The organism is Pseudorhizobium flavum (assembly GCF_044142885.1).
In the GTDB taxonomy this organism is placed as follows: Bacteria; Pseudomonadota; Alphaproteobacteria; order Rhizobiales; family Rhizobiaceae; genus Neorhizobium; species Neorhizobium flavum.
Genome location: NZ_JBIOKZ010000009.1, coordinates 1 through 23,594 on the forward strand (window position 1 = coordinate 1; position 23,594 = coordinate 23,594).

The 23,594-nt window shown below is 59.8% G+C and carries 28 protein-coding genes, 1 tRNA gene and 1 other annotated feature; of the genes, 20 read left to right on the forward strand and 9 right to left on the reverse strand.

All coding sequences use genetic code 11. The annotated features are described in order from the left end of the window. Window positions 1-39 precede the first annotated feature (39 nt). Window positions 40-1,271 (reverse strand): IS3 family transposase gene (locus ACEPP2_RS16360; RefSeq protein WP_395517195.1). Its coding sequence is split into 2 segments (ribosomal slippage): window positions 40-980 and window positions 980-1,271, totalling 1,233 coding nucleotides; the frame shifts between segments, so codons are not numbered across the junction. Beyond that, window positions 871-987, reverse strand: a sequence feature (AL1L pseudoknot). It overlaps the preceding gene by 117 nt. Before the next feature lie 85 nt (window positions 1,272-1,356). Between ACEPP2_RS16360 and ACEPP2_RS16365 the strand changes: the two genes are divergently transcribed. The 3 genes from ACEPP2_RS16365 to ACEPP2_RS16375 are packed head-to-tail and all read left to right on the forward strand — an operon-like array spanning window position 1,357 to window position 3,424. Then, the gene (locus tag ACEPP2_RS16365) at window positions 1,357-1,620 is read left to right on the forward strand and encodes a restriction endonuclease subunit S (RefSeq protein WP_395517205.1); all 264 of its coding nucleotides are present in this window, start codon (window positions 1,357-1,359) and stop codon (window positions 1,618-1,620) included. Beyond that, a complete protein-coding gene (locus ACEPP2_RS16370; protein WP_395517206.1) occupies window positions 1,620-2,366 on the forward strand; it encodes a hypothetical protein in 747 nt (248 codons plus the stop codon). The genes ACEPP2_RS16365 and ACEPP2_RS16370 overlap by 1 nt, the downstream gene beginning before the upstream one ends. Further along, on the forward strand, window positions 2,363-3,424 hold the full coding sequence (locus tag ACEPP2_RS16375) for a hypothetical protein (RefSeq protein WP_395517207.1): 1,062 nt from the start codon (window positions 2,363-2,365) through the stop codon (window positions 3,422-3,424). Before ACEPP2_RS16370 ends, ACEPP2_RS16375 begins: the two co-directional genes overlap by 4 nt. A gap of 279 nt (window positions 3,425-3,703) precedes the next feature. On the opposite strand, the gene ligD is transcribed toward ACEPP2_RS16375, so the two are convergent. Next, a complete protein-coding gene (gene ligD, locus ACEPP2_RS16380) occupies window positions 3,704-4,744 on the reverse strand; it encodes a non-homologous end-joining DNA ligase (RefSeq protein WP_395517208.1) in 1,041 nt (346 codons plus the stop codon). 144 nt (window positions 4,745-4,888) lie between these two features. Between ligD and ACEPP2_RS16385 the strand changes: the two genes are divergently transcribed. The 4 genes from ACEPP2_RS16385 (at window position 4,889) to ACEPP2_RS16400 (ending at window position 7,034) form a co-directional block, all read left to right on the forward strand. After that, a complete protein-coding gene (locus ACEPP2_RS16385) occupies window positions 4,889-5,074 on the forward strand; it encodes a hypothetical protein (RefSeq protein ID WP_395517209.1) in 186 nt (61 codons plus the stop codon). A gap of 26 nt (window positions 5,075-5,100) precedes the next feature. Next, window positions 5,101-5,547 carry a hypothetical protein gene (locus ACEPP2_RS16390; RefSeq protein ID WP_395517210.1) on the forward strand — a complete coding sequence of 149 codons (447 nt, stop codon included), beginning with the start codon at window positions 5,101-5,103 and terminating at the stop codon, window positions 5,545-5,547. Continuing rightward, a complete protein-coding gene (locus tag ACEPP2_RS16395; RefSeq protein ID WP_395517211.1) occupies window positions 5,548-6,306 on the forward strand; it encodes an SOS response-associated peptidase in 759 nt (252 codons plus the stop codon). 452 nt (window positions 6,307-6,758) lie between these two features. Beyond that, on the forward strand, window positions 6,759-7,034 hold the full coding sequence (locus ACEPP2_RS16400) for a hypothetical protein (RefSeq protein WP_395517212.1): 276 nt from the start codon (window positions 6,759-6,761) through the stop codon (window positions 7,032-7,034). Between the two features lie 60 nt (window positions 7,035-7,094). Here the strand turns inward: ACEPP2_RS16400 and ACEPP2_RS16405 are convergent, their stop codons facing one another. Further along, a complete protein-coding gene (locus ACEPP2_RS16405) occupies window positions 7,095-8,285 on the reverse strand; it encodes a GGDEF domain-containing protein (RefSeq protein WP_395517213.1) in 1,191 nt (396 codons plus the stop codon). 403 nt (window positions 8,286-8,688) lie between these two features. Here ACEPP2_RS16405 and ACEPP2_RS16410 point away from each other — a divergent pair, with 403 nt between their 5' ends. Continuing rightward, window positions 8,689-10,371, forward strand: a complete 1,683-nt coding sequence (locus ACEPP2_RS16410; protein WP_395517214.1) for a flagellin N-terminal helical domain-containing protein — start codon at window positions 8,689-8,691, stop codon at window positions 10,369-10,371. Between the two features lie 2 nt (window positions 10,372-10,373). Here the strand turns inward: ACEPP2_RS16410 and ACEPP2_RS16415 are convergent, their stop codons facing one another. Next, window positions 10,374-11,054, reverse strand: coding sequence for a response regulator transcription factor (locus tag ACEPP2_RS16415; protein WP_395517215.1), 681 nt, complete (start codon window positions 11,052-11,054; stop codon window positions 10,374-10,376). A gap of 175 nt (window positions 11,055-11,229) precedes the next feature. On the opposite strand from ACEPP2_RS16415, the gene ACEPP2_RS16420 reads away from it, so the two are divergent. Beyond that, complete coding sequence (locus ACEPP2_RS16420; protein WP_395517216.1) at window positions 11,230-11,967, forward strand: NYN domain-containing protein; 738 nt, start codon at window positions 11,230-11,232, stop codon at window positions 11,965-11,967. A 91-nt stretch (window positions 11,968-12,058) separates the two neighbouring features. Here the strand turns inward: ACEPP2_RS16420 and ACEPP2_RS16425 are convergent, their stop codons facing one another. The 4 genes from ACEPP2_RS16425 to ACEPP2_RS16440 form a co-directional block, all read right to left on the reverse strand. Further along, complete coding sequence (locus ACEPP2_RS16425; protein WP_395517217.1) at window positions 12,059-12,373, reverse strand: hypothetical protein; 315 nt, start codon at window positions 12,371-12,373, stop codon at window positions 12,059-12,061. A 714-nt stretch (window positions 12,374-13,087) separates the two neighbouring features. Beyond that, window positions 13,088-13,178, reverse strand: a tRNA-Ser gene (locus tag ACEPP2_RS16430). A 102-nt stretch (window positions 13,179-13,280) separates the two neighbouring features. Further along, entirely contained in the window at window positions 13,281-14,084 is an 804-nt protein-coding gene (locus ACEPP2_RS16435) for an aldolase/citrate lyase family protein (protein ID WP_395517218.1), read from the reverse strand. Window positions 14,085-14,094: 10 nt separating this feature from the next. Continuing rightward, a complete protein-coding gene (locus tag ACEPP2_RS16440; RefSeq protein ID WP_395517320.1) occupies window positions 14,095-15,312 on the reverse strand; it encodes an NAD(P)/FAD-dependent oxidoreductase in 1,218 nt (405 codons plus the stop codon). A gap of 215 nt (window positions 15,313-15,527) precedes the next feature. Here ACEPP2_RS16440 and ACEPP2_RS16445 point away from each other — a divergent pair, with 215 nt between their 5' ends. From ACEPP2_RS16445 to ACEPP2_RS16455, 3 genes are all read left to right on the forward strand, one after another. Further along, window positions 15,528-15,878, forward strand: a complete 351-nt coding sequence (locus ACEPP2_RS16445) for a hypothetical protein (protein WP_395517219.1) — start codon at window positions 15,528-15,530, stop codon at window positions 15,876-15,878. A gap of 329 nt (window positions 15,879-16,207) precedes the next feature. Continuing rightward, window positions 16,208-17,059, forward strand: coding sequence for a LysR family transcriptional regulator (locus ACEPP2_RS16450; protein ID WP_395517220.1), 852 nt, complete (start codon window positions 16,208-16,210; stop codon window positions 17,057-17,059). A gap of 80 nt (window positions 17,060-17,139) precedes the next feature. After that, complete coding sequence (locus ACEPP2_RS16455; RefSeq protein ID WP_395517221.1) at window positions 17,140-18,249, forward strand: pyridoxal phosphate-dependent aminotransferase; 1,110 nt, start codon at window positions 17,140-17,142, stop codon at window positions 18,247-18,249. 29 nt (window positions 18,250-18,278) lie between these two features. Here the strand turns inward: ACEPP2_RS16455 and ACEPP2_RS16460 are convergent, their stop codons facing one another. Beyond that, on the reverse strand, window positions 18,279-18,545 hold the full coding sequence (locus tag ACEPP2_RS16460; protein ID WP_077547835.1) for a sel1 repeat family protein: 267 nt from the start codon (window positions 18,543-18,545) through the stop codon (window positions 18,279-18,281). A gap of 492 nt (window positions 18,546-19,037) precedes the next feature. On the opposite strand from ACEPP2_RS16460, the gene ACEPP2_RS16465 reads away from it, so the two are divergent. From ACEPP2_RS16465 to ACEPP2_RS16500, 8 genes are all read left to right on the forward strand, one after another. Then, the gene (locus ACEPP2_RS16465) at window positions 19,038-19,373 is read left to right on the forward strand and encodes a DUF2147 domain-containing protein (RefSeq protein ID WP_210308260.1); all 336 of its coding nucleotides are present in this window, start codon (window positions 19,038-19,040) and stop codon (window positions 19,371-19,373) included. A 471-nt stretch (window positions 19,374-19,844) separates the two neighbouring features. Beyond that, window positions 19,845-20,093: a hypothetical protein gene (locus ACEPP2_RS16470; protein ID WP_395517222.1), complete on the forward strand. Its 249-nt coding sequence runs from the start codon at window positions 19,845-19,847 to the stop codon at window positions 20,091-20,093. An 86-nt stretch (window positions 20,094-20,179) separates the two neighbouring features. Next, window positions 20,180-20,416 carry a hypothetical protein gene (locus ACEPP2_RS16475; RefSeq protein WP_395517223.1) on the forward strand — a complete coding sequence of 79 codons (237 nt, stop codon included), beginning with the start codon at window positions 20,180-20,182 and terminating at the stop codon, window positions 20,414-20,416. 85 nt (window positions 20,417-20,501) lie between these two features. Next, the gene (locus ACEPP2_RS16480) at window positions 20,502-20,735 is read left to right on the forward strand and encodes a hypothetical protein (RefSeq protein WP_395517224.1); all 234 of its coding nucleotides are present in this window, start codon (window positions 20,502-20,504) and stop codon (window positions 20,733-20,735) included. 317 nt (window positions 20,736-21,052) lie between these two features. Then, window positions 21,053-21,451, forward strand: coding sequence for a hypothetical protein (locus ACEPP2_RS16485; protein WP_395517225.1), 399 nt, complete (start codon window positions 21,053-21,055; stop codon window positions 21,449-21,451). Window positions 21,452-21,666: 215 nt separating this feature from the next. Beyond that, window positions 21,667-21,834, forward strand: a complete 168-nt coding sequence (locus ACEPP2_RS16490; protein WP_395517226.1) for a hypothetical protein — start codon at window positions 21,667-21,669, stop codon at window positions 21,832-21,834. Beyond that, window positions 21,831-22,028 carry a hypothetical protein gene (locus tag ACEPP2_RS16495; RefSeq protein WP_077547832.1) on the forward strand — a complete coding sequence of 66 codons (198 nt, stop codon included), beginning with the start codon at window positions 21,831-21,833 and terminating at the stop codon, window positions 22,026-22,028. Before ACEPP2_RS16490 ends, ACEPP2_RS16495 begins: the two co-directional genes overlap by 4 nt. Before the next feature lie 57 nt (window positions 22,029-22,085). Continuing rightward, a complete protein-coding gene (locus tag ACEPP2_RS16500; protein ID WP_281977908.1) occupies window positions 22,086-23,588 on the forward strand; it encodes an AMP nucleosidase in 1,503 nt (500 codons plus the stop codon). The last annotated feature ends 6 nt before the right edge of the window (window positions 23,589-23,594 follow it).

Here is a 23,594-nt window from a genome sequence, read left to right on the forward strand (position 1 = left end):
TGAACCGCCCCGGGTTTGCCGGAGACCGTTTGGTTTAAGTTATGCGGCCATAGCTGGTGCGTCCAGCATGGCGTAGTATCGTCGTTCTGCCTCTGCTGGCGGTATATTCCCGATGGGTTCCAGAAGACGGCGGTGGTTGAACCAGTCGACCCATTCGAGCGTGGCGAACTCTACGGCTTCGAAGTTGCGCCATGGTCCTCGCCGATGAATGACCTCGGCCTTGTAAAGACCGTTGATCGTTTCGGCGAGAGCATTGTCGTAACTATCGCCGACGCTTCCGACAGACGGCTCGATGCCCGCCTCCGCCAGCCGTTCGGAAAAGCGAATGGACACGTATTGCGAGCCGCGGTCGGAATGATGAACCAGCCCGCCACGTTTGACGGGCCGCCGATCATGCAGTGCCTGGTCGAGAGCATCGAGGACGAATCCCGCGTGCGCCGTTCGACTGGCCCGCCAGCCGACGATGCGGCGGGCGAAGGCATCGATGACAAAGGCCACGTAGACGAAGCCCTGCCAGGTCGCGACATAGGTGAAATCGGATAACCACAGCATGTTCGGCGCGGGAGCCTTGAAGTGGCGGTTGACGCGGTCGAGCGGACACGGGGCAGACTTGTCCGATACAGTGGTTTTGATTGGCTTGCCACGAATGATGCCTTGAAGACCCATCATTCTCATCAGCCTTGCGACGGTGCAGCGAGCGATATCGAAGCCTTCTCGCTGCAACTGTCGCCACACTTTCCGCACGCCATAGACCTGGAAGTTCTCGTTGAACACCCGGCGTATCTCGACTTTCATGGCAATATCATTCCGTTCGCGGGCCGATAGGCGACCCACGTCCGTGCGCTTGGCGACGACCTCATAATAGGTGGACGGGGCAATCGGCAGCAGCCTGCAGATCGGCTCGACCCCGAGCACCGAACGGTGTTCGTCGATGAAGGAAATCATCGCTTCAGTGGGCGGTCGAGCTCCGCCTGGGCAAAATACGCCGAGGCTTTGCGTAGAATCTCATTCGCCTGACGAAGCTCCCGGTTCTCCCGTTCCAGAGCCTTCATCTTCTCAGCCACGTCGCTTGGCAGACCTGCACGCTTGCCGCTGTTGACCTCGGCCTTCTTCACCCATTCATGGAGGGTATGCGCCGAGCAGCCGATCTTGGTCGCTATCGATGATACCGCCGCCCAGCGCGATGAGTATTCGGCTTCATGTTCCGTCACCATCCGAACGGCGCGGGCGCGGACTTCAGGAGAAAATTTGTTCGTCGTTTTGCTTGTCATAGACCCTACTTCTCACGAGTTGGGGTCTCCGGCAAACCCGGGGCGGTTCAGACCCGCCGCTCAATGCTCTTCAGAATTCATCGCGATGCAAATCTCGTCGCCAGCTGGCAAACAGTATCTTGATGACAATGCCGTTGGTGTCACGATGAAGAACCTCAACCAATTTGTGTTGTCGGGCATGCCTTTTGTGATGCCTGACATTGAAAACCAACAGGCCATCATTGCAGAAATCGAAGCCGAGCAGGCCCTCGTCAATGGCAACCGCGATCTAGTCGCCCGCTTCGAGAAAAAGATCGAAGCTGCAATTGCTCGTGTATGGGGTGAGGCCAAGGCCGAGGAGGTTGCCTGATGGATGAGGCGCTCGAACTCGGGAGCTATTTGCCCCAATCATTCGCTAATGCCAGTGAGCAGTCATATCTCGATTTTCTGTGGTCCGCCTTTCAGACGAACTACGATGTTGAACGTTTCGAGTTTGCCAGTCTCGCCTTTCATTTGCTCGACATGAGCTTCGTAAGCTTCTCGGTTTGGCAGATAAGGCTAGCTCGTCCCGAGCAATTCGCAATGGCTATGGTTGGGTTTCGTTCGGACGAGGAAGGCAGTCTGATGGATTGCGAAAGTCCGTTCAAGTTTTACGACCGTCTGAAGGAAAGCCAGATTTTCCGGTTTCTCAAGCTGATTGGTTGCTCCAACCAGCAGGTTGGGGAGTTCGCCAAGTTCGTAAAGCGGCGGAACAAGATCGCACATCCGACAGGGACGGTGTTCTTCAACGATCGCGCGGCAATTGATGCTGAAATCGCTGACATGATGAGGGAGGTACGCAATATTGAAGCGCACATGGAGCCGGTTATCCAGGAACTCTATCGGCGATTTCTGATATCGAGCGCGGACGTAGAAGAGCGCCAGTATACGGATCCAGCGGACGAGATCGTGGCAAACTTGGTTCATGCGAATTATATGTCGTCCGCTGATATCACTATCTGTTCCGGCTTTGACGTCTCGGCGTTGGCTGGAGTGGCACACCACGACGAAATTCAGGCTTTGCACGCCAAATTGCTTGAACTCTACCCCTCAGAAGAGATGGAGGACGCCGCATGAGTTCGCTCTACTCCATCGTTGACGGCAAATTGAAGCCAGCCACGCGACGCGCCTTGCTGAAGGAAAGCCTGATCGAGGATTGGGTCGCGGCCGATCCCTCGCTGCTCGGCCTGGACGCGATGGTCATCGGCCGGCAGGTTCCAACGGACCACGGCAAATTCATCGACCTGCTGGCGCTGGACGCCTCAGGGGCTCTCATCATCATCGAACTGAAGAAGGACCGCACGCCGCGCGAAATCGTGGCGCAGGTGCTGGATTACGCCTCCTGGGTTCGCACGCTGACAACACCCCAGATATACGAGCGGGCTGAACGGTATCTTCAGACGCGCCTGGTGACCGCCTTCCGGGAGAAGTTCGGCGAAGCCATTCCCGAACAGCTCAACGGCAGCCACTCCATGCTGATCGTGGCAAGCGAACTCGACCCGGCGTCCCGGCGGATTGTCGAATATCTGTCGGAAGAGCATGGCGTTGCCATCAATACCGTATTTTTCAACGTCTTCGAGGCCAACGGCCAGGAATGGCTGACGACAGATTTCCTGCTCGATCAGGAAGAGGTGGAAGAGCGCTCCGAGCGCAAGGTCCGCCCGCCGTGGTCCGGCTACTACTTTGTCAATGCCGGCCTCGGCGAACACCGCTCCTGGACCGACATGAAGCGCTACGGCTTCGTGAGTGCCGGCGGCGGCGAATTCTACACCAAGCGCCTGGAGCAGCTTGCCGTTGGCGACGAGATATTCGTGTACGACAAGGGCAAGGGCTATATCGGCTATGGGACGGTTACCAGCGAAGCCCAGCTTGCCTCTGACTTTATGACTCCAGACGGGCTACTCTTCGAACAACCGCTTGCCGAACCTCGAATGAAGCGGATCGGCGAACCCATTGACCGGGCGGAATATGTCGTTGGCGTCGAATGGCGCAAGACGGTAGAACCGTCCCAAGCCAAATGGTTCAAGGGCGCCTTCGCCAACCAGAACATCGTCTGCAAGCTGCGGGATCAGGCGACCGTGGATTTTTTGGTCGCGGAATTTAGAATGCCCGGTTTCAATCAACTGCAGGATTAGAGATAAATTTCTTGGTTGCAACGGCCTCCCCAGCGCCATCGAAGGTGAAAGCGAAAATCGCTGAACGCGGCTACCCAGTAGCGGAGGTTTTGTAGCGGCTCGGGGTCAGCCAGCATCGCTCGAATCTTCATAATCGGGATCAATGTAGATCTCGTCAAAGTCGTCACTGGGTTCTAATTCGAACGGAGGAAGGTCCTCAACGTAGAAATACGCACCTGACGTTTTAGATCTGCCCAATCGTGCAGACTGCAATTGGCGGTAACCGACGCGTCAGACGCTTCAAGAACGATATACCTCCGCCCACTCCTCCGCTTCCCTAAGCCCCTTGAATGAGGGATGCCGAAGTGTCCCAGTATGGGTCCAAGCGCGGTACTCCACCTCAGCCAGTAGCGAAGGTGATGTCAGCACCAAATTCTTACCCGGCAGACGCACAGGAGGAACATTCGTCCTCAGCTTGTCGAGCTGCATCTTGAGCGATCTCGCCTGATTCTGGCTGAAGCCTGTCCCCACAGACCCTACATAGACGTAGTCGGGCCCCTTGAGTGCGGCCAGAAGCAGGCTGCCAAGTGCACCGGGGACGGCCTTGGATGGCTCGTAGCCGATGATGGCGAAGGTGTCTCTCTGAACGCACTTGATCTTCAGCCAGTCCCCGGTTCGACCAGATCGGTATGGGCGATCGCGATGCTTCGCTATGATGCCCTCCAGTTCGTGGACACATGCGTGCCGCAACAGTTCGTCCGGGTCTTCTTCGAACTCCTCCGACAAACGGATCGCGCCCGTCTTTTCCGCGAGCACATCCTCAAGAAGCCTTCGCCTGGCGCTGTACTCCATCCGCGTCAGGTCGTGGCCGTCCAGATAGAGAAGGTCGAAGGCAAGCAGCACCGAGTTCCGGGAAGGCAATTTTCCGCCCCTGCCCCCAAGCGAGTTCTGCAGCATTCCGAAATCCGGGATGCCCCTTTCATTGAACATTACCGCCTCTCCGTCGAGGATCATCGTTGACGGGGAGAACTGTTTCGCCTCCTCCTCGATGCCTGAAAAGCGATGCGTCCAGTCGTGACCGCCGCGCGTGATGATCCGCACCCGCCCGGGTTCGATATGGACCGCGAGACGATAGCCGTCCCACTTCAGTTCATACGACCACTGATCCCCATGAGGAGGCTTGGTGACCAGCTTTGCCAAGCAAGGCTCCACGCGCTCCGGCATGGGATCAAACGGAAACTCAGGCTGCTTCGGGTCACGCCTTCTGACGCGCCCGCTTTTCAGCGGCAGGTCCTGCTCGTGGAGCAGCGGCGCAGCAGGTCTGCGAGGGCGCTTGGTCATCGAGCCATTGCAGCAGGAAATGCTTAATAAGAAATCGCATTGACTCCGCGTCGCTACAGAACATAATGAGAACAGGAGCCGCATGGCGGCCGAGCTCCCATCACAACCGACCCAGCAGACGCGCTTCGGCGCGAAGGAGAACCCGTGTCCGCATTGCCTGTAGAGCCGCCAGTAGAAGAAGACGCCATCGATGAAGTCGAGGCTGCTCTTGCCTGGCACGATGGAGATGCTCGCGCGGCTATCGCCACGCTGATCGATGATTGCAGATACCTGCGACTGCAATTGGCCTTGACTGAAGCCGCCATGAGCCGGGGTTTTACACGCGGGTGAAGCCCTTCGCCGGAGAGAGGCGAAGCATGACGAGTGACGCTGCCGGGACACTCAAGGAGGCCATCAGGCATCGCATCGCATGCATCGACCGGGTGACGATCAACGCTTTCGCAGGAACCGGGAAATCAAGGCGACGCGAACACCAGGCCACCCACGCCATTGCCAGACAGATCGTCGAGCGGGGACTGCACCCATTCTCGTTCCACTGGGAACACGGCAACCGCGAGCCTGCTACCAGCCACGACGTTTACTTGACCGTTTTCACCGCGTTGTTCGATATTGACGATGAGGATGCCCGTCGGTGGAGCAGCAAGACCGAATGGAACGCAGCCAGGGCAGAAGCTACCCGCGACATCGTGCGGGCACTGACACGGAAGTTCGTGGTCGGAGAACGCAAGATCGTCTCTGTCCGGCCAGAGGACTATGTCGGTTCTCACAGTCTGAGCGCCAGCAGATATGAGGATGAGCTGTAGATGTGCAACCTCTACAATGTCACCACCAATCAGGAAGCCATCCGGGCGATTACCAAGGCGCTCGACCGCCTGGGCAACCTCCAGCCATCACTCGACATCTATCCCGACCAGATGGCACCCATCGTGCGCAACATCGACGGCATCCGTGAGATGACATGGGTGCGCTGGGGGATGCCAAGTTCGCAGCAGGCACTTTACCAAGCAGCGACGAGGCGGGCCGACAAGCTGCGGGCCAAGGGAAAGAATGTCGACTTCCAGGAACTGCTGAAGATGGAGCCGGATGGGGGCACGACCAACATCCGGAACACGACCAGCAAGCATTGGATGCGCTGGACTGGCATCGAGAACCGCTGCGTCGTCCCGTTCACGCGTTTCGCCGAACCTGATCCCTCGAGCAAGGTCGAAGGCGGCCGGACGCCAAACGCGTGGTTCGCCCGCGATGAACGCGAGCCGCTGATGTTCTTCGCTGGTCTCTGGGTGCGGGACTGGGAATGCGTCCGGAAGGTGAAGGAAGGACTCATACGCTGCGATCTCTTCGCCTTCCTCACCACGGAACCCAATGCGGTCGTGGCTCCCATACACCCGAAGGCGATGCCCGTGATCCTCAGCAATGAGGTTGAGGTGGAGAGATGGCTGTCGGCACCTTGGGAAGAGGCAAAAGGGCTGCAGCGCCCATTGTCAGACAGCGATCTGATCCTTCTCCCGCCTCGTAAGGTGGAACGAGGAGCCGCCTCCACTGTTCAAGAGTCACTGTTGTGATCAGTGCGGTCGCCCAAACGCGCAGCGCAAATGGATATCATGTGAGGCCCCAACTCTTACCCGCGTCGATGATGGCGCGGAATGAGCCGAAGTCTAGGCGCTCTCAAGATCTTGGTTATCCGACTCGGCGATCTGCATACTGACCGACCGCGCCGGTCCCTCCTCGTCTAGTGGAACCAAGGGAACGAAACGGTGGACCGGCAGTTTCATGGTCGGGCGGACCGCCCTTCATTACGTTGGTGAAACGGGTGGCGTCATTACGGCCCGAATTGCCATGTCCGAAAGCGAGGCCGGCAGGCAACAGCAGCCTGACGCTTGCAATGGTCCACCCTCACCCCCACCTGCCGGGGGTCATCCATTCAGACGATCACATTCCCTGGCCCCGGCCTCGGCGGGATAGCACGTCCGGCAGTGCCGAACTCTCCCCCAAGAACAATAACAAGGAGAATATCATGGAAGCCGCCAAGACCCTTCACGAGATGAGCTCATATGAGCGCCTCGACCTGATCGAGACAGTCGCGGATGCGCTTGAATACAAGGCAGAGGAAGCTCTCGATGCCGGCCGACAGAAAGTCGCCGCAAACAACTTTAACCTCGCTGCCGCAATCCGCGGACTGGCCACCCTCGACACGAGGGGTGATCTGGCCTCTGCCGAACTCCTCCTGCAGATCGGGATCAACTACTGCGTGGCCGCCGAGCCTGACCTGAGCAAGCACATCTACCACTAGGGAAACGGAGCCTTCGCCAGCCGCTCGAGGCGATTGGCAGCGAGGTCGCGGAGAACGCTGTCACGCTTCCAGTCGTTCTCCCGCAATGTCGCCGGTGGCCAAGTGCAGTGGCGTCTGCGCGTCGCCCGCGTCAACGAACACCCTGTTTCGTCCGGCAGCCTTGGCCGCATAGAGTGCCCGGTCCGCCCGCTCGAAGGCAGCCTCCAGTCGAGTGTCTTCGGCTCTCACGGAAGCGACGCCGCAGGAAACCGAGAATTGCTCGCTCACATCGAAGGCCACCCATGCCCTCTCCCCGAAAGCGCGCCGCAGTGAATGCGCCAGGTCACGCGCCTTGATGACGTCAACTCCCGGCAGGAACGCCACGAATTCCTCACCGCCGTAGCGCGCCATGCATCCATGGGGGCCGATCACCTGAAGGAGGTCTTCACCTAGCCCCCGGATGACCTCGTCGCCGAACCCGTGTCCGTAGCCATCATTGATGCGTTTGAAGTGATCGATGTCGCATATGATCAATGAGCCATGCCGGGGGACGCTGTTCCCCCGCTCGACCGCATGCCGAAATCCACGTCGGTTTAGAAGCCCGGTCAGTTCGTCCGTCTCCGCCGCCCGTCGGTAACGCTCGAGCGCAGTGTGCCCCACGGCCGCGAGCGCGCTGAACGGGAAGAACATGCACACGGTAATGGTCGTGAGATGAACTGCGAGATTGTAAGCTGAGTCCGCAAAATCGGCGAAGTCGTTGCTCGCCCCCGTGAAGAACGTGAAGTAGGTCGCGCGCGATACCGAATCCAGCACGACGATGCAGCTTGTCACGACCAGGGCCTTGTCGATCCCGCTTGCGGCCTGTCTCCGGACCCTGAGGATTGCCCAGCCAAGCAGGAAGGCGAATGCCATATCCGTGAGGAACAGTTGAGAGATCAGGCTCTTCTCTACGAACACGAGGTAAGTGAGCGCCAGCGTATACAGTGCGACGAAGGTCAGGCGCTGCACGGTCTGCATGGGCACCCTGAAGTGAGACAGGAGCCCGCTGCCGTAGCAATAGGACGCCCCCATGAAGATCAGCCCCGACGCGAAGGCGTCGAAGGTCGGCTGGATCGAGAAGGTCGAGATCACGAAACCGAGCGCCGTCTGCGCAAAACCCGCGCCCCAGTACCAGGTGTTGCTCAGCCCCAGACGCCTCAACAGGAAGAAGCATCCGGCCACCAGGCTGAACAGCACCGGCGGCACGTAAACGATCAGATTGCTCGTCTCCATCCAGTGCAGCCCCCCAGCCGCTGTAGGTTGTCGATCTCACCCGGATGTAATTCTTCCGAGTTTAACGGTTGCTGAATGTCTTCGGTCAAGCATCTGCCGCTGAAGCACCAGTGTCCCTCCCCTTGGGTCCGTCTTGCTTGCCGCTCCAGACGAGGAAATAATTTCCGCCTGTGGCCGCCGAAACCCCAGAATACAAGGCGTTCCGACGTAGATTGTTTGTCGCGGGACTGGCAACAGGAGAGAGGGCAGCGCCCCAGTTCTCACCGGAGCACGGTGTTTCTACCGGTATTTTTACCCTCCCGGATTGGGATCGCCGTTAACCATTCGTCAACGATAAGAATCGCCATCGCCTCGACGGCATCATGATGATTCCGCTGGCTTTTGTGGGGAGAGCGAGCGTCCGATGACCAGCATACTGACGAACAACTCAGCGATGGCGGCGCTGCAGACATTGCGTGCCGTGGCAAGCAGTCTGGGCGAGACTCAGCAGCGGGTCAGTACCGGTCTGCGCGTCGGCACCGCCACCGACAATGCCGCCTATTGGTCCATTTCGACGACCATGCGCTCGGACAACATGGCGCTGGCCGCTGTTTCCGACGCCTTGGGTCTGGGGGCTGCCAAACTTGATGTCGCCTATGTTGCAACTGACGCGATTGTCGGACTCCTGGAGGCGTTCAAATCGCGCCTTGCGACCGCTCATGAAGAGGGCGTCGACCGAAGCAAAGTACAAGAAGAACTTGACCAACTAAAGCAGCAAGCAGCCTCCATCGTGGCGGGTGCATCCTTCAACGGGGTGAACTACCTGAAGGGCACCGAGGAAGCTTCCCTTCTTGATCTCGACGCGCTTACCTCCTCAGTCACATCGTCGTTTGTGAGAGCGGCGGGGGGTACAGTGTCCGTGCAAAGGACGAGCGTCGACCTGAAATCGACCATAATGCTGAACGCCGGCGGGGGCGGCATCCTTCAGAAAGAAGTGACAGGTGACTACCCTGATCTGCAGCCTCTTGGCATCGTGTCGTACTTTCACGAAGGCCACGAAGATCATACCTTCTCAGGTCCAGTTACATTTTCCGCGTCCGACAGCATCACATTTGATCTCGTGCTTGATCGGAGCCCAGTTGCGGCAGGAAATTCCTATGCAATAACTATCGACAAGGCATTGGTGGACGCTGCGCTCGGAACTGGAGACGGGATTGTTCATGACGCTTCGGACGTCCGCAAAATTCTGCAGAAGGCGTTCGATGACGTAGCTGCCCCTGCTGACGCCTATAGGGGCGGAGATACCAGTCTCACAACGTACGATGTTGCAACGCTTGAAACCACGGGAAACGTCGGTTCAAGCATCTACTTTGAAAATCTGTCCTCTACTCTGGCGGGCGGCAGTGTGCTAGGTCTCGATAGCAGCTCCGCTATCGACCATGACAACATGTGTACGGTAGGCGGAACGACCTTCACCAAAGCCTTCACAATGCCAAAGGACTTGGCAATTTCATTCGACGTGCAGATCGCAGGTGGCCCTCTAAACACCGTAGTCATCGACCGAGATACCGTAAATAACGCGTTGGGCGTGACGAACGCGCGAGTGGAAACCGCCGACGAATTTGCCGACGTGGTCAGGTATGCATCTGCCGGCCTCGGCCTTGCTCTCAGTGTCTCCGGCTCTGCCATATCCTTCTTTGCTGACCAATCAGTGCATCCCGGTTATGGTAATCAAGCTGTGGACTTCGTTGTGAGCGACTTTCGGACAAACAAGAGTTGGAGCCTCCGCTTCGACCTTGAAGAAATCAATATCACCGAGCAAGAATTCACCATCGAAGAATACCTCACCGGTGTCGAGTACATGCTGCAACGGTCGATCTCGAGCGCGAGTGGCTTGGGTTCGCTTCTGTCTCGTGTAGGAATGCAGCTGGAATTCACGGAAAGCTTGATAGCCAACATCGACAAAGGCATTGGCAGACTCGTTGATGCGGACATGAACGAGGAGTCTAGCCGCCTCAAGGCGCTGCAGACGCAGGAGCAGCTGGCCATTCAATCGCTATCGATCGCCAATTCCAATGCCGAATCCATCATGCAGTTGTTTAGGTGAGGTTAGTTGTTGGTCCGGTCTAGATGGGTCGCCACCAGCATTGCAGCCAGATGCACGGTGTTGCGCGCCCCCATGCGATCCTTCATCCGGCTGAGGCGGTGCTCGACGGTGCGGTGAGAAAGTCCCAGGCTCGCTGCGATCTCCTTGGCCGTTGCCCCCTCGATCAGCAGCTGCGTAATCGCTTCATCGGCCACATCAAGATTCTCCTCCTGACGCGGTCGCGTGAGAAGGAATCGCGCATACGAGGATGAGATTATCCACTCGGGGCTGGCAACGTTCTTCTGTGGCATCAGGATACGATCGTATCCCAGACTGAGACCCAGCAACTTCGTCTTCACGAGCTCGATCCGCGGCTGCTGTGTTGAAATGACCTCCCGGAGCCGCGGGATCACCGCCTCCTCCATGTAACGGCGGTCTTTAAACTCACCGATCTTACAGTCGGCGAACAGCTGATTTATGTTGAGCACTCTGGATGTGAACCCTGAGTGTCGTATGGCCTTCATCTCCCAGTTCCACGGATCGTCACCGACCAGGCGGAACACCGTAAGACGCATCTTTATGGAGAGGAGATCGAGCGCCGGCGCAAAGATCGTCTCTGGCTGTACGGGCTTTTCTGCACTTGTTGTGAGCCACCGGTCGAGCAGAACTCGGGTGACGGCGGAGAACGGCGTTTCACTGGGCATTCAATTATCAACAAATAAAACAGGACGCGCCAATTCAACCTGACATTGTTCAACGTGCAATAGCAGCCACGACAGAACATGTTGAAAAAGTATGCGGTGGATCAGAAGCCTGACGACGGTGAGTTCTGGATCGCTGGCACGTACATGCGACGCTTGAAGTATAGGAAACAAGATCATGCCCGAACCACGCTCGCCTCGCCTTGCGGTCCTGATCGACGCCGACAACGCCTCAGCCAAGATCGTCGATGGTCTATTTGAAGAGATCGCGAAGATCGGAGAGGCGAGTGTTCGCCGAATATATGGCGACTTCTCCAGCGCCCGCTCCAAGGCATGGACGGACGTCCTCGCGAAGCATGCAATCATCCCGCAGCAGCAGTTCGCCTACACCACTGGCAAGAACGCGTCCGACATCACACTGGTGATCGATGCCATGGACCTGCTCCACAGTGGACGTTTCGATGGATTTTGTCTTGTCTCCTCCGACGGCGACTTCACGCGGCTTGCGTCGCGTATCCGGGAGCAAGGCGTCGATGTTTTCGGATTCGGGGAACAGAAGACGCCCGAGAGTTTCCGCCAGGCCTGCCGGAGGTTCATCTACACGGAGAACCTGCTGCCCCAGGAGCCGGGGAACGGTGGCGGCGAGGCACAACAGGCACCATCACTGCAGAAGCCGAGCGCGGCGACGCCGATCATCAAGAAGGTCATTGCTCAGATGGAAAGCGAAGACGGGTGGGTGCCCCTTGGGGCCGTCGGCACCCAGCTCGCAAACCTGGCATCGGATTTCGATCCCCGCACCTACGGTTCCCGCAAGCTCAGCGATCTCGTCAAGAAGACGAATGCCTTCGAGATCGACAATGCAGAAGGAAAGCCACTACGCATTCGGATGAAGCAACCGGCGAGCAAGGCAGGTTGAAGTCTGCGGGCGTCGACCCTCGGCCTAAACGAGCGTTCCGCTGGAAGCAGCCGCCGAACAAATTGGCAGAAGTTGCGGAATTGGACCGAGATCAGGAATAGCGACGCTGATCGCGTTCACGATCTTCGATCGCATGCCGCATCGCTTGTTCTCGGCCACACTCGTACTTCTGCATGTAATAGCTGACGAGGGACTGGCGACGAGGCTCATCCATGATCGCGAAGACGTTCCGGAAGTGACGATCTATGGCAGACAGATGCGGCTGCGTGGATCGTAACCTCGCCGCGACGTAGGTGAGAAGTCGGTAGACGATGAAGCCTACAGCTAACGCGATCAGCAGTCCGATCTCCCACTGGGGATCAGCAGCTTTTGTCCCAGTCTGAAGGGATATTATCGAACCGTCCATGCTCGCGCCTCCAGCAGCAGCATGGCGAGCAGGACACGATGCTTCAAGGGGATTTCGGGGGAATGGTTTGGAAGATGTTTATAGGTTGAAACTCGTGCCCGGATTAGACTTGCCTTTGACGCGATCCGGCACCTCCCCACCCATCCAAATTCTGGAGCCCCAGCTAACGCCTACGTGGGCCTTTGGGTGCGGGACTGGGAATGCGTCCGGAAGGTGAAGGAAGGACTCATACGCTGCGATCTCTTCGCCTTCCTCACCACGGAACCCAATGCGGTCGTGGCTCCCATACACCCGAAGGCGATGCCCGTGATCCTCAGCAATGAGGTTGAGGTGGAGAGATGGCTGTCGGCACCTTGGGAAGAGGCAAAAGGGCTGCAGCGCCCATTGTCAGACAGCGATCTGATCCTTCTCCCGCCTCGTAAGGTGGAACGAGGAGCCGCCTCCACTGTTCAAGAGTCACTGTTGTGATCAGTGCGGTCGTCCAGACGCGCAGCGCAAATGGATATCATGTGAGGCCCCAACTCTTACCCGCGTATGATGGCGCGGAATGAGCCGAAGTCTAAGCGCTCTCAAGATCTTGGTTATCCGACTCGGCGATCTGCATACTGACTGACGCTGCATTCCTGCCCCGGGCCCAGGATGTAGCAGGAAATGTAGCAGATCTCGCCACAAACGATCTAACACACTGTTTTAAGAAGAGAAAAACATAAATGATGGCGGAGAGGATGGGATTCGAACCCACGATACGCTTTTGACGTATACTCCCTTAGCAGGGGAGCGCCTTCGACCACTCGGCCACCTCTCCGGTGCGGCCTGATTATTTCGGATGCCGGGCGATTGCAAGGTCTTTTCGAACCCGCCGACGAATTGCCGGCGGAAGGGGCGTGTGTGCGGCCGGAGGCTCGGCTCAATAGCCCGAGGAGCCGCCTGCCGCCGGGGTGCCGCGGCCGTAGCGGGCGGCGAGGCTGCGCAATGCGCCGGCAAATTCCGCCACGTCTGAGCCGACGGCGACGAAGCGGGCACCGAGGTCGATGTAGCGCAGGTTCAGCGCCTCGTTGAAAGTGAGGATGCCGGCCGCCTTGCCGGCTGCGGTGATCGTGCCGATCGCCTTCTCGATCACCTCCTGGACCTCCGGCGCCTCGATGCGGCCGATATAGCCCATGTCGGCGGAAAGGTCGGCCGGGCCGATAAAGATGCCGTCAATGCCGTCGACGGCTGCGATGTTCTCGAGATCGGCGATTGCCGCGCGGGTCTCGGCCTGCACCAGCAGGCAGATCTCATCAGCGGCGGTGTCGGCATAGTCGGGAATGGTGTTGAACGCCGAAGCGCGAGCGACCGCCGCGCCCACGCCGCGAATGCCATGCGGGGGATAGCGGACGGCACGCACCAGTTCGCGGGCCTGTTCGGCCGAATCGACCATCGGCACCAGCAGGGTCCGAGCGCCGATATCGAGAAGCTGCTTGATCATCCATGTTTCGCCCATGGGCGGCCGGACCACCGCCTCGGCAGGAGAGGCGGACAGGGCCTGCAACTGCGTCATGATGCTGCGCAGGTCGTTCGGGCCATGCTCGCCGTCGATCACCAGCCAGTCGTAGCCGGCCGTGCCCGCAAGCTCGGCCAGGAGCGGCTCGCCGGTATTGAGCCAAAGGCCGATCTGCGGCCTGCCGCCCTGTCGAAGGGCTGCCTTGAACTGGTTCTTCGGTGCTGGCATTCGAATTGTCCTAGGAGAGAAGTTGCTTCAGATCTGCGGCCGCGTCGGCGAGAATGGTGCGGTCCGGCTCGATGCCCATGTCGAGGAGTTTCTTTCCGGTGACATAGGCTTTGGCATCGTTGATGGCGTCGACCGCGACGAAGCGCCCCTCCCGGAAATACCAGATGGAGACGCTGCCCTCGCGCATGCCCGGCCGCACGAGCGTTTCGTCATAGCCGAGATTGAAGCCGGCGATCTGCAGCTTGACGTCATACTGGTCGGACCAGAACCACGGCTTCGGCCGATAGGGTTCGGCTCCGCCGGCGAGCACCGCGACGATGGCCTCTGCCTGATCGACCGCGTTCTGGACCGATTCGAGGCGGATGCGCTCCCCCTTCCACGGCAGTTGCGTGCAATCGCCCGCCGCATAGATGGCCGGGTCGGAGGTGCGCCCGAAGGCGTCGACGATGATGCCGTTGCCAACCTCCAGCCCGCATTGCTGCGCAAGCCCGTCATTCGGCGCGACGCCAATGCCGATGATGGCGAAATCGACGTCGATGACGCTGCCGTCGGAAAGTTCGGCGCCGCAGATCCGGCCGTCGCGGCCGATCAGCCGCGTCAGGCCGGTGCGCTCGCGGATCGTCACCCCATGCTGCAGGTGGATCGTACGGATGACATCGGCAGTCTCAGGCGCGGCAACGCGGCAGAGAATCCGGTCGGCCACTTCGATCAGCACCACCTCGACGCCGCGGGCGCGTGCCACTGCGGCCGCCTCTAGCCCGATATAACCGCCGCCGATCACCAACAGGCGCCGTCCCGGACGCATTTCATGGGCCAGTTCGTCGGCGTCGCGCTTGTCGCGCATCAGGTGGACGCCTTCCAGGTCGCCGCCGATCGCCGCTGGCAAGGTCCGGGGCGCAGCGCCGGTCGCAAGCACCAGCGTCTCATAGCCGAGCCAGGAGCCGTCCTGCATCCGGACCCGCCTGCCGCTCCGATCGATCTGCTCGACATAGGTGGAAAGCTGGATCTCGACATCGTTCTCGGCGTACCAGTTCTCCGGACGGAAGGTCAGGCGATCGAACTCCATCTCGCCGAGCAGGTATTTCTTTGAAAGTGGCGGCCGCTGGTAGGGCAGCACATCCTCGGCTCCAATGAGGGTGATCGGACGCTCGTCCTTCAGGCTGCGCAGCTTTGCCGCCAGCGCGAAACCCGCCTGCCCCGCCCCGATGATCACCAGCCTGCCCGTCAAAGACCTGCCCTTCCTCTGCCGCACCGATCCTTCTGCCGGCAGGGGTAGCCGCGAGCCGTCCGCACGTCAACCGGATGTCCCGATCGTCGGCCCAAGGCTTCAGGGAGCGGGTGCATCCTTTTCACGCGCATATCTGCAATTGCCGGAGGATCGTTCAGGATGTGTTAGTTGAAAAAGGCTAAGATCGTGCCGTGAGGAGACAGAAGGAGGGTGTCATGCCCTTGAACATGGACCGCGACCCGAGACAGAACATTCCCCGCGACCAGGCCTTCGAGAAGTTCACGATCGATCGCCCGGGCAAGATCATCTTTGTCGGCCACCATCTCAGCACCAAGACGCACCTGCGCTGCCTGATCCGAACCATCTCGCTCTATGGAGCCGATCTGGAGGTCAGCCCGCATGTGCCGGTGCCGAGCAATTTTTTCCTTGAAATCCTCGGCATCCATGACGAGATCGGCTGCACCGTCATCCGTCGGGAAGAGGAGAAGGTGACGGTTGGCTTCAACATGCTGATCGACCCGGAATTCCTGCATCACGTCATCCGGCTCGGCTTCGAGACCAACTAGTTACCTTCCGGCCAGCGTTCTCCACTGGGTCCGGTCGATCTGCCGAGCTGTGCTGGCGCAGCAGAAGCGCGATCAGCGGAATCGCCCAGCGGAACGGCTGCCACTCGCCCGCATCGAGGGGATCGTCGAGGCGCGACGCCTTTCTGCTCCTCGCATTCTCACAAAGGGTCACCCAGGTCACGGTCCAGTTCAGAAGCATGGTCTTCATCTCCAGCGGAACACGGCTCTCAGCTAGCTCCTGCCGGGCATCGCTTGTAGACGCGCAAACGAAAGCCGTTTTTCACCGGTGAATGATGCGGTTTGCGACAAGCGCGCTAGAATAAGCCCCGATGACTGAACCGGACTGGGATGACCTGAAGCTCTTCCTGCATGTCGCGCTGACCGGCGGCCTCAGCGGCGCGTCCGAGCGTACCGGCATCAGCGCACCGACGATCGGGCGCCGGATGCTGGCACTGGAGCGGGCAACCGGGCGGACGCTGTTTGTGCACAGCCAGCGGGGCTACCGGCTGGCGCCGGATGGCGAGGTGCTGCTAGCCCATGTGCAGGCCATGCAGACATCGGCGGAGAAGATTGCGGATTGGCGGGGACAGGCCTTCACCCTGCCGATCGTCTCGATCGGCGCCGATGCCTGGCTCTCGGGCCTGATCGCCGACGAGACGCCGTCTCTTCGCGGAGCCACGGATTCTTTCCGCCTCTGCTGCCAGATGCGCCATGCCGGCATCGACTTCACCTATCGGGAGACGGATATCGGCCTCATGCGCGAGCCTCCACAGACCGGCAATCTCGCGCTGCGCAAATCGGTGCCAGTAGCGCATGCCGCCTACTGCGCCAAAGGCTCGTCCCGCACTCCCCTCCCCTGGGTCTCGCTCGGGACGCAGAGCGCACATTCGCCTGCGGACCGGTGGGTCTTCGAGCATCATGAGGCGGACATCATGACCTGGGCGAATTCGCCGGACCTGCTCTTGCGGCTGATCCGGGCCGGCAATGGCCGGGGTGTGCTTCCATGCTTCGCCGGGGATGCCGATCCTGAACTGGAGCGGGACGGGCCGATCCTGGAGGAGCTTACCTATACGCTGTGGATTGTCGCCAATGATGACGACCGGCACCGGCCGGAGATACGGCTTGGGATGGACCGCCTGACGGCGATGTTCCGGCGGCTGGCGGACCGCATGGCAGGCTGAACCGGTTGACGCTCTCACGTACTTGCGTGCGTGGGATTCGGCCCTATGGTGAGCCGATTCTAGTAGCAGGTCCGCTTTCCATGTCCACATTCTCCCGCTTCACACCGCTCATCCAGTCGCTCCCCGCAACCGTACCTTTCGTCGGGCCGGAGGCGATCGAGCGCAACCGGGGCCTGGAGGTCAAGGCACGCATTGGCGCAAACGAGAACGGCTTCGGTCCTGCCCCATCCGTGCTTCGGGCCATCACCGAAGCGGCACCGGAAACATGGAAGTACAATGATCCGGAAAACCATGCGCTGAAGCAGGCGCTTGCCGCGCATCTCGGCTGCCAGCCGCAAAACCTTGCGATCGGCGAGGGTATTGATTCGCTGCTCGGCCAGATCGTACGGCTGGTGATCGACCCGGGCATGCCGGTCGTCACCTCCTTCGGTGCCTATCCGACCTTCAATTTCCATGTGAACGGCTTCGGTGGCCGGCTCGTCACCGTGCCCTACGTGAACGACCGGGAAGACCTCGATGGACTTCTGGCTGCAGTGCGAAGGGAAAACCCGCCCCTCGTCTATTTCGCCAATCCCGACAATCCGATGGGAAGCTGGTGGGACGCCGACAGCGTTGTCGCATTTGCGCGGGCGCTACCGGAAACGACACTGCTGATCCTCGACGAAGCCTATTGCGAGACGGCCCCTGAGGGTTCGACGCCGGACATTGATGGGCTGATCGACCAGCCGAACGTCATTCGCACCCGCACCTTCTCCAAGGCTTACGGGCTCGCAGGCGCGCGTATTGGCTACGCGATCTCGACGCCGGGGACGGCCGCAGCCTTCGACAAGATCCGCAATCATTTCGGCATGGCGCGCATCAGCACTGCCGCGGCGCTGGCTGCCCTGGAGGACCAGGCCTATCTCGGAGAGGTCCTGGAAAACATCAGGCTGTCCCGGGAGCGCATCGGCGGCATTGCCCGTGAAAATAGGCTCTTGCCGCTCCCATCGGCCACCAATTTCGTCGCCATCGACTGTGCTCGAGACGGCGCCTATTCCAGGGCCATCGTCGACGGCCTGATGGAGCACGGCGTCTTCATCCGCATGCCGGGGGTCGCACCGCTCAACCGGTGCATCCGGATCAGTGCCGGGCCCGAAGCCGACATGGCGCTGCTCGAAGAGGCGCTACCCCAGGTCTTGAAGACCCTCTGAGGTGGCGCCGCCGCAACGGCGGCCACTCATCAGTGCATCGTCATCCATTCGCGAGCGGCACGCAGTGCTGCTGCGAGTTCGGCCTTGCTCATGGTCTGGGCCAGATCAGCCCGCAATTCGGCCGCACGGTCCGAGCCCTTGATGGCGGCGATGTTCAGCCACTTGTGAGCGGCGACGAGATCGACCGCGCATCCGCGGCCAGTCGCATACATCAACCCCATTTCGCAGAAGGTATCGGCGCGGGTCTCGCCACCCATCGTCGCATATCCGGAATTCTGAATTTCGAAGCGTGCCATTGTCTTTGTCCCTGTTTGAAGCTGTTGCCGTTGAACTTGCCCTGTTTCTTGCCCCTTTCGGGATCCTTCCGGAGGCACCGTCTTCGGCGGCTTGTCTCCGTCAGGCCGGCGGATTTTTCCGCTCGTTTGCTGAGGAGGACTATGCGGCAGATCTTCAAACAGTCGGCTAAAAGGCATGATTAATTGCTAGAAAACAAAATACAAATGCTTGGTAAAATTGGCTTTTCGTTAAACATCGTGATGCCTGCAGCGCTTGGCCTCGAGGCGAAATTTTACGCAAAGTTGAGATTTCGGTTTCAACCCTCTGCTAACCATCCGCAAGGCTCCGATGGAGCGGCAGGCGGAAAGGCTTGCGCAGAAAAAGCCGCTCGCCGGCGCATCGCAACGTTTACCTTTACGTGCGCGTAAGCTAATCTGATGCCTGCTCGCCTTCCGGGCGGGCTGGAGGATGTGACTGTCGGTCCGGCCGACACAGGGATGGAGAAATTGATCATGCGTCATGTACTACTTGCTGCCGCCTTCTTGTTGTCGGCAGGCTTTGCTCATGCAGCCGAGCCGCTGGAGGGCAACTGGAAGACGGCGAGCGGCGAAACCGCGACCATCGGCAAATGCGGCAATGCCTTCTGCGTTACGCTGAAGACAGGCAAGCACGCCGGCAAGCAGATCGGCAAGCTGTCCGGAACCGGCGGTACCTACAAGGGGGAGATCACCGACCCCGCCGCAGACAAGACCTACAGCGGCTCCGGCACGGTCAGCGGAAACTCTCTGAAGATGAAGGGCTGCGTCATGGCGGTGCTCTGCAAGACGCAGACCTGGACCCGCCTCTGATCGTTCGGGAGCGACATCACGCTCCCCCTTCGTGGCTAGATTTCATCGCCAACGAATACGACGCCGAAGCTGCCGCGGCTCCCCCAAACGGAGTTGCGGCAGCTTTTTGATGGCGTAAAAAACTTGTGAAGGTGTGTGAATCGCGTTTCTTGGACGAGGCGCGGCCAAGAGTTGCTTTTCCTGGATCGTGACAATCCTGCTACCTGCGGTCACATGCAGCTTCGCTGATATTCCAGAGCTCTTAATTTTCAGGCGACAGCACGGCAAAAGTGCATCCGTCGCGGGGCGCTAAACGCAGCCATCCGCATCCCTCTTTATCAACCCTGCGCTGCACTCCCCGGCAGTTCGGTTTGGATTGTCAACGACGCGTTGACAGCGGATTCCATTTTCTGACCTTCCGAACCGATCGTTTCGATCCGATATGGCAGTCAGCAAGCAGCACTGCTTCGCTCATGCCGAAAGGAATACGAAATGACCAAGTTCAATCTGTCCGTCTTTGCTGCCGCCCTCGCTGGCTCTGCCGCGTTCGGTGGCGCAGCCCTCGCTTCTGGCGATTACTACCCAGGTGCATCCTCCGAAGCTCCTGCCGCGGTGGATACCTTCCAGACCAGCAGCATCAACAATGGGCCCCTGCTCGCGAACGACCGTTCGACCGTAGAGGTCGCCTCCCAGTCGCCCGACCACGGTGACTACTATGAAGGCGCAAACCGCCCCAACTAAACCGCAGTTCATTCAAGACCCCGACTTGTCGTGCCCCAGGTCGCAAACTCTCGGCACGCCAGCCTGACCAAAGAAGGAAAACTCCAATGACCAAGTCTCTTACCTCGACCCTCGCCGCAGCCCTGATCGCTTCCGCTACCTTCGGTGGCGCAGCTCTCGCCGACGGCGACTACTATGAAGGTGCCTCCAAGACGACGGAAGCATCCCGGATCGACCGTGTCCAGACGGGCAGCATCGGCGACCGCGCCGGTTACGCTGATCAGGACGTCCGCCAGACGCCTGACCGCGGCGACTACTACGAAGGCGCAAACCGCCCCAACTGACGCAGTTCATTCGACACACCGGCTGGCCGTGCCTCAGGTCGCAAACTTTCCGCACGGCAGCCCTATCAAAGAAGGGAAATCCACCATGACCAAGTCAATCACCACCCTCGCCGCAGCTCTCATCGCCACCGCCGCCTTCGGTGGCGCAGCACTCGCAGCTGGCGATTATTACGAGGGCGCAGCCAAGGACGCCCCAAACAGCCGGATCGACCGTGTTCAGACCGGCAGCATCAGCGATCGCGCTGAATTCGTGTCTCAGGATGTACGCCAGGCCCCCGACCGTGGCGACTACTACGAAGGCGCACACCGCCCGCAGTAATCGCTTACCCCGCACGGCTCATTGATCCACCGCCTGCTACGAGCCGTACGAGGCCGAACCTCTTACGAATACCGAAAGACCAGCCGCTCTCGCGGCTGGTCTTTGCAGTTCATTCAAGACACCGGCTGGACGGCGGGTCGCAATCGCCCTCCACCTGACACGATGAAGAAGCCTGCGGCTCGCCATCGCTTGGCTATGATAGAACAGCTGGCGACGCGAATCAACGAAGACTGCGGTTCAAGCGAGCGCCGGCGATACACCGGGTTCGCCCCACCGACGCCTCAAATCCAGATCACGCAGAAGATAACATCCGCTTGATGTTGCTCGCATTCTTTGTGAACGTCGATAATCATCTTTTGCGGAACGATGTCCTGCCGAGTGGGTTTCTGTCCTGCAAGCCGCCACACGGCGCGCTGGCAAAGGATAACCCAAAGAAAGGACAGGACATGAAAACCTCCCTTACCACCGGTTTTGTTGCCGCTCTCATCGCTTCTTCTGCTATTGCGGGCTCGGCATTAGCCCAGTCGACGCAGTACGAGCCTTACGCAGAGTCCCCGCCGAGCCTCGATGATACCCAGGTTGATACCATGTCGACCGGCAGCATCAACGGTGACCGCAACTGGATGATCCGTGATCGCAACATGGCCAACACCGACATCGACGGTACCCAGGACCGCGGCGACTACTACGAAGGTGCGCTCCGTCCGACCAACTGATCGGTTCATTCAAGCCACCGTTCCCGCTCGGGTCGCACTCTTCGAGCGGAAATCGAAAAAGCCGGCGCAACGCCGGCTTTTTTGCGTCTCGGGTAGAAGTACCGTCGACGGAATCTCGAGCATTACTTCGCTGAACCCCAGATGAACCGCCGCCTCAGGCGGAGTTCAGCCGGCATTGGTACTCTCTGCTCCCAATAGGGCTTGGGGAAAAGAGAATGTCTGCACTTGTTCGCCACTTCATCATCGTCATGCTGATCTGCGTGAACTTCGCGATCCTCTTCGGTGCGCTAGTCGGGAATGCCGGAAACTGGGCAAGGCGCTCGGATCTCGGCTTCGCTGGCCGGTGCACCGGGTTGTCTCCCTTCTGCGGAGCCCTCCTATGAGGACAAGCGAACAACCCAAAAAAACGCGTTCCCCGCGCCTGGCGCCGACGCTGCTGCGCATGACGCTTGCGGCCCTCCTTCTCGTCGGCCCGCTGGCTGCCGTGACCATTCACGCGAAGGCCGATGGTCTGGCACCCAAGCAAGGCGCAGGCTTCGTGCTGTTCGTCAGCTTGCAGCGCCAGTCGATGTCTTGACGCCTGTCGACGGGATGACGTCTTTTGCTTGTCAACGACTTCATCCTATAATGGCCCATGAGCAAGCGAATCTTTTCTCTTTCCCCTCTCCCCTTCATCAGCCCCAGTTCCTACGAGACACGTGTCTTCGACGATCCGGCTGAAGCCGTGGACGCGCTCACAGAGCTTTATGAACGCAACACCCGCTTCCTGATCGATGCCTTTGGAGCTTTGGCCAATGGCAGTCCGGTGACCGGGCGGTACCGCGCCTGCTATCCCCAGGTCAGCATAGAGACGACGTCGTTCGGTCATGCAGACTCGCGCCTTTCCTATGGACACGTCACGTCGCCGGGGATCTACACGACGACGATCACGCGCCCGAAGCTTTTCCGTCACTACCTGAAGGAACAACTCGGGCTACTGATGAGGAACCACAATGTCCCGGTCACGGTTTCGGAATCCGCCACGCCGATTCCGTTGCACTTTGCCTTCGGCGAGGGTGCGCATGTGGAGGCGTCGGCGACCGCCGGGCTTGCCGATGTCTCGCTTCGCGATCTGTTCGATACGCCGGATCTCAACAACACCGACGACCTGATCGCCAATGGCGAATACGACCAGGTAACGGGCGAGCCGGCCCCGCTCGCGCCCTTCACGGCGCAGCGCATCGACTATTCACTGGCCCGCCTCAGCCATTATACGGCGACCAGCGCCGAGCATTTCCAGAACTTCGTGCTGTTCACAAACTACCAGTTCTATATCGACGAATTCGCCGCGTGGGCACGTGAGATGATGGCCAGGGGCGGCGAAGGCTATGATGCGTTCGTCGAGCCGGGCAATCTCGTTACCTATCCGGGAGAGCCGCGCGAGGAAACTGCCATTGTCGGGCGCCTGCCCCAGATGCCCGCCTATCACCTGAAGAAGAAGGGGCATGCCGGGATCACGCTGGTCAACATCGGCGTCGGCCCGTCAAACGCCAAGACCATCACCGACCATATCGCCGTCCTGCGTCCGCATGCCTGGCTGATGGTCGGCCACTGCGCCGGCCTGCGCAACAGCCAGCGGCTGGGTGATTACGTGCTCGCGCATGCCTATGTCCGCGAGGACCATGTGCTGGACGACGACCTGCCGGTATGGGTCCCAATCCCCGCTCTGGCCGAGGTCCAGCAGGCGCTCGAGGATGCGGTCGAGGAGGTGACGGGCTATGAGGGCTTCGAGCTCAAGCGCATCATGCGCACCGGAACGGTCGCAACCATCGACAACCGCAACTGGGAACTGCGCGACCAGCGGGGTCCGGTGAAGAGGCTGTCGCAGTCGCGCGCCATCGCGCTCGACATGGAATCGGCGACGATCGCGGCGAACGGCTTCCGCTTCCGCGTGCCGTACGGCACGCTGCTCTGCGTTTCCGACAAGCCGCTGCACGGTGAGTTGAAGCTGCCGGGCATGGCGACCGCCTTCTACCGCACCCAGGTCAGCCAGCACCTGCAGATCGGCATCCGCGCCGTGCAGAAGCTCGCCGCGATGCCGGTGGAACGCCTGCATTCGCGCAAGCTCAGAAGCTTCTACGAGACCGCGTTCCAGTAAACTCGA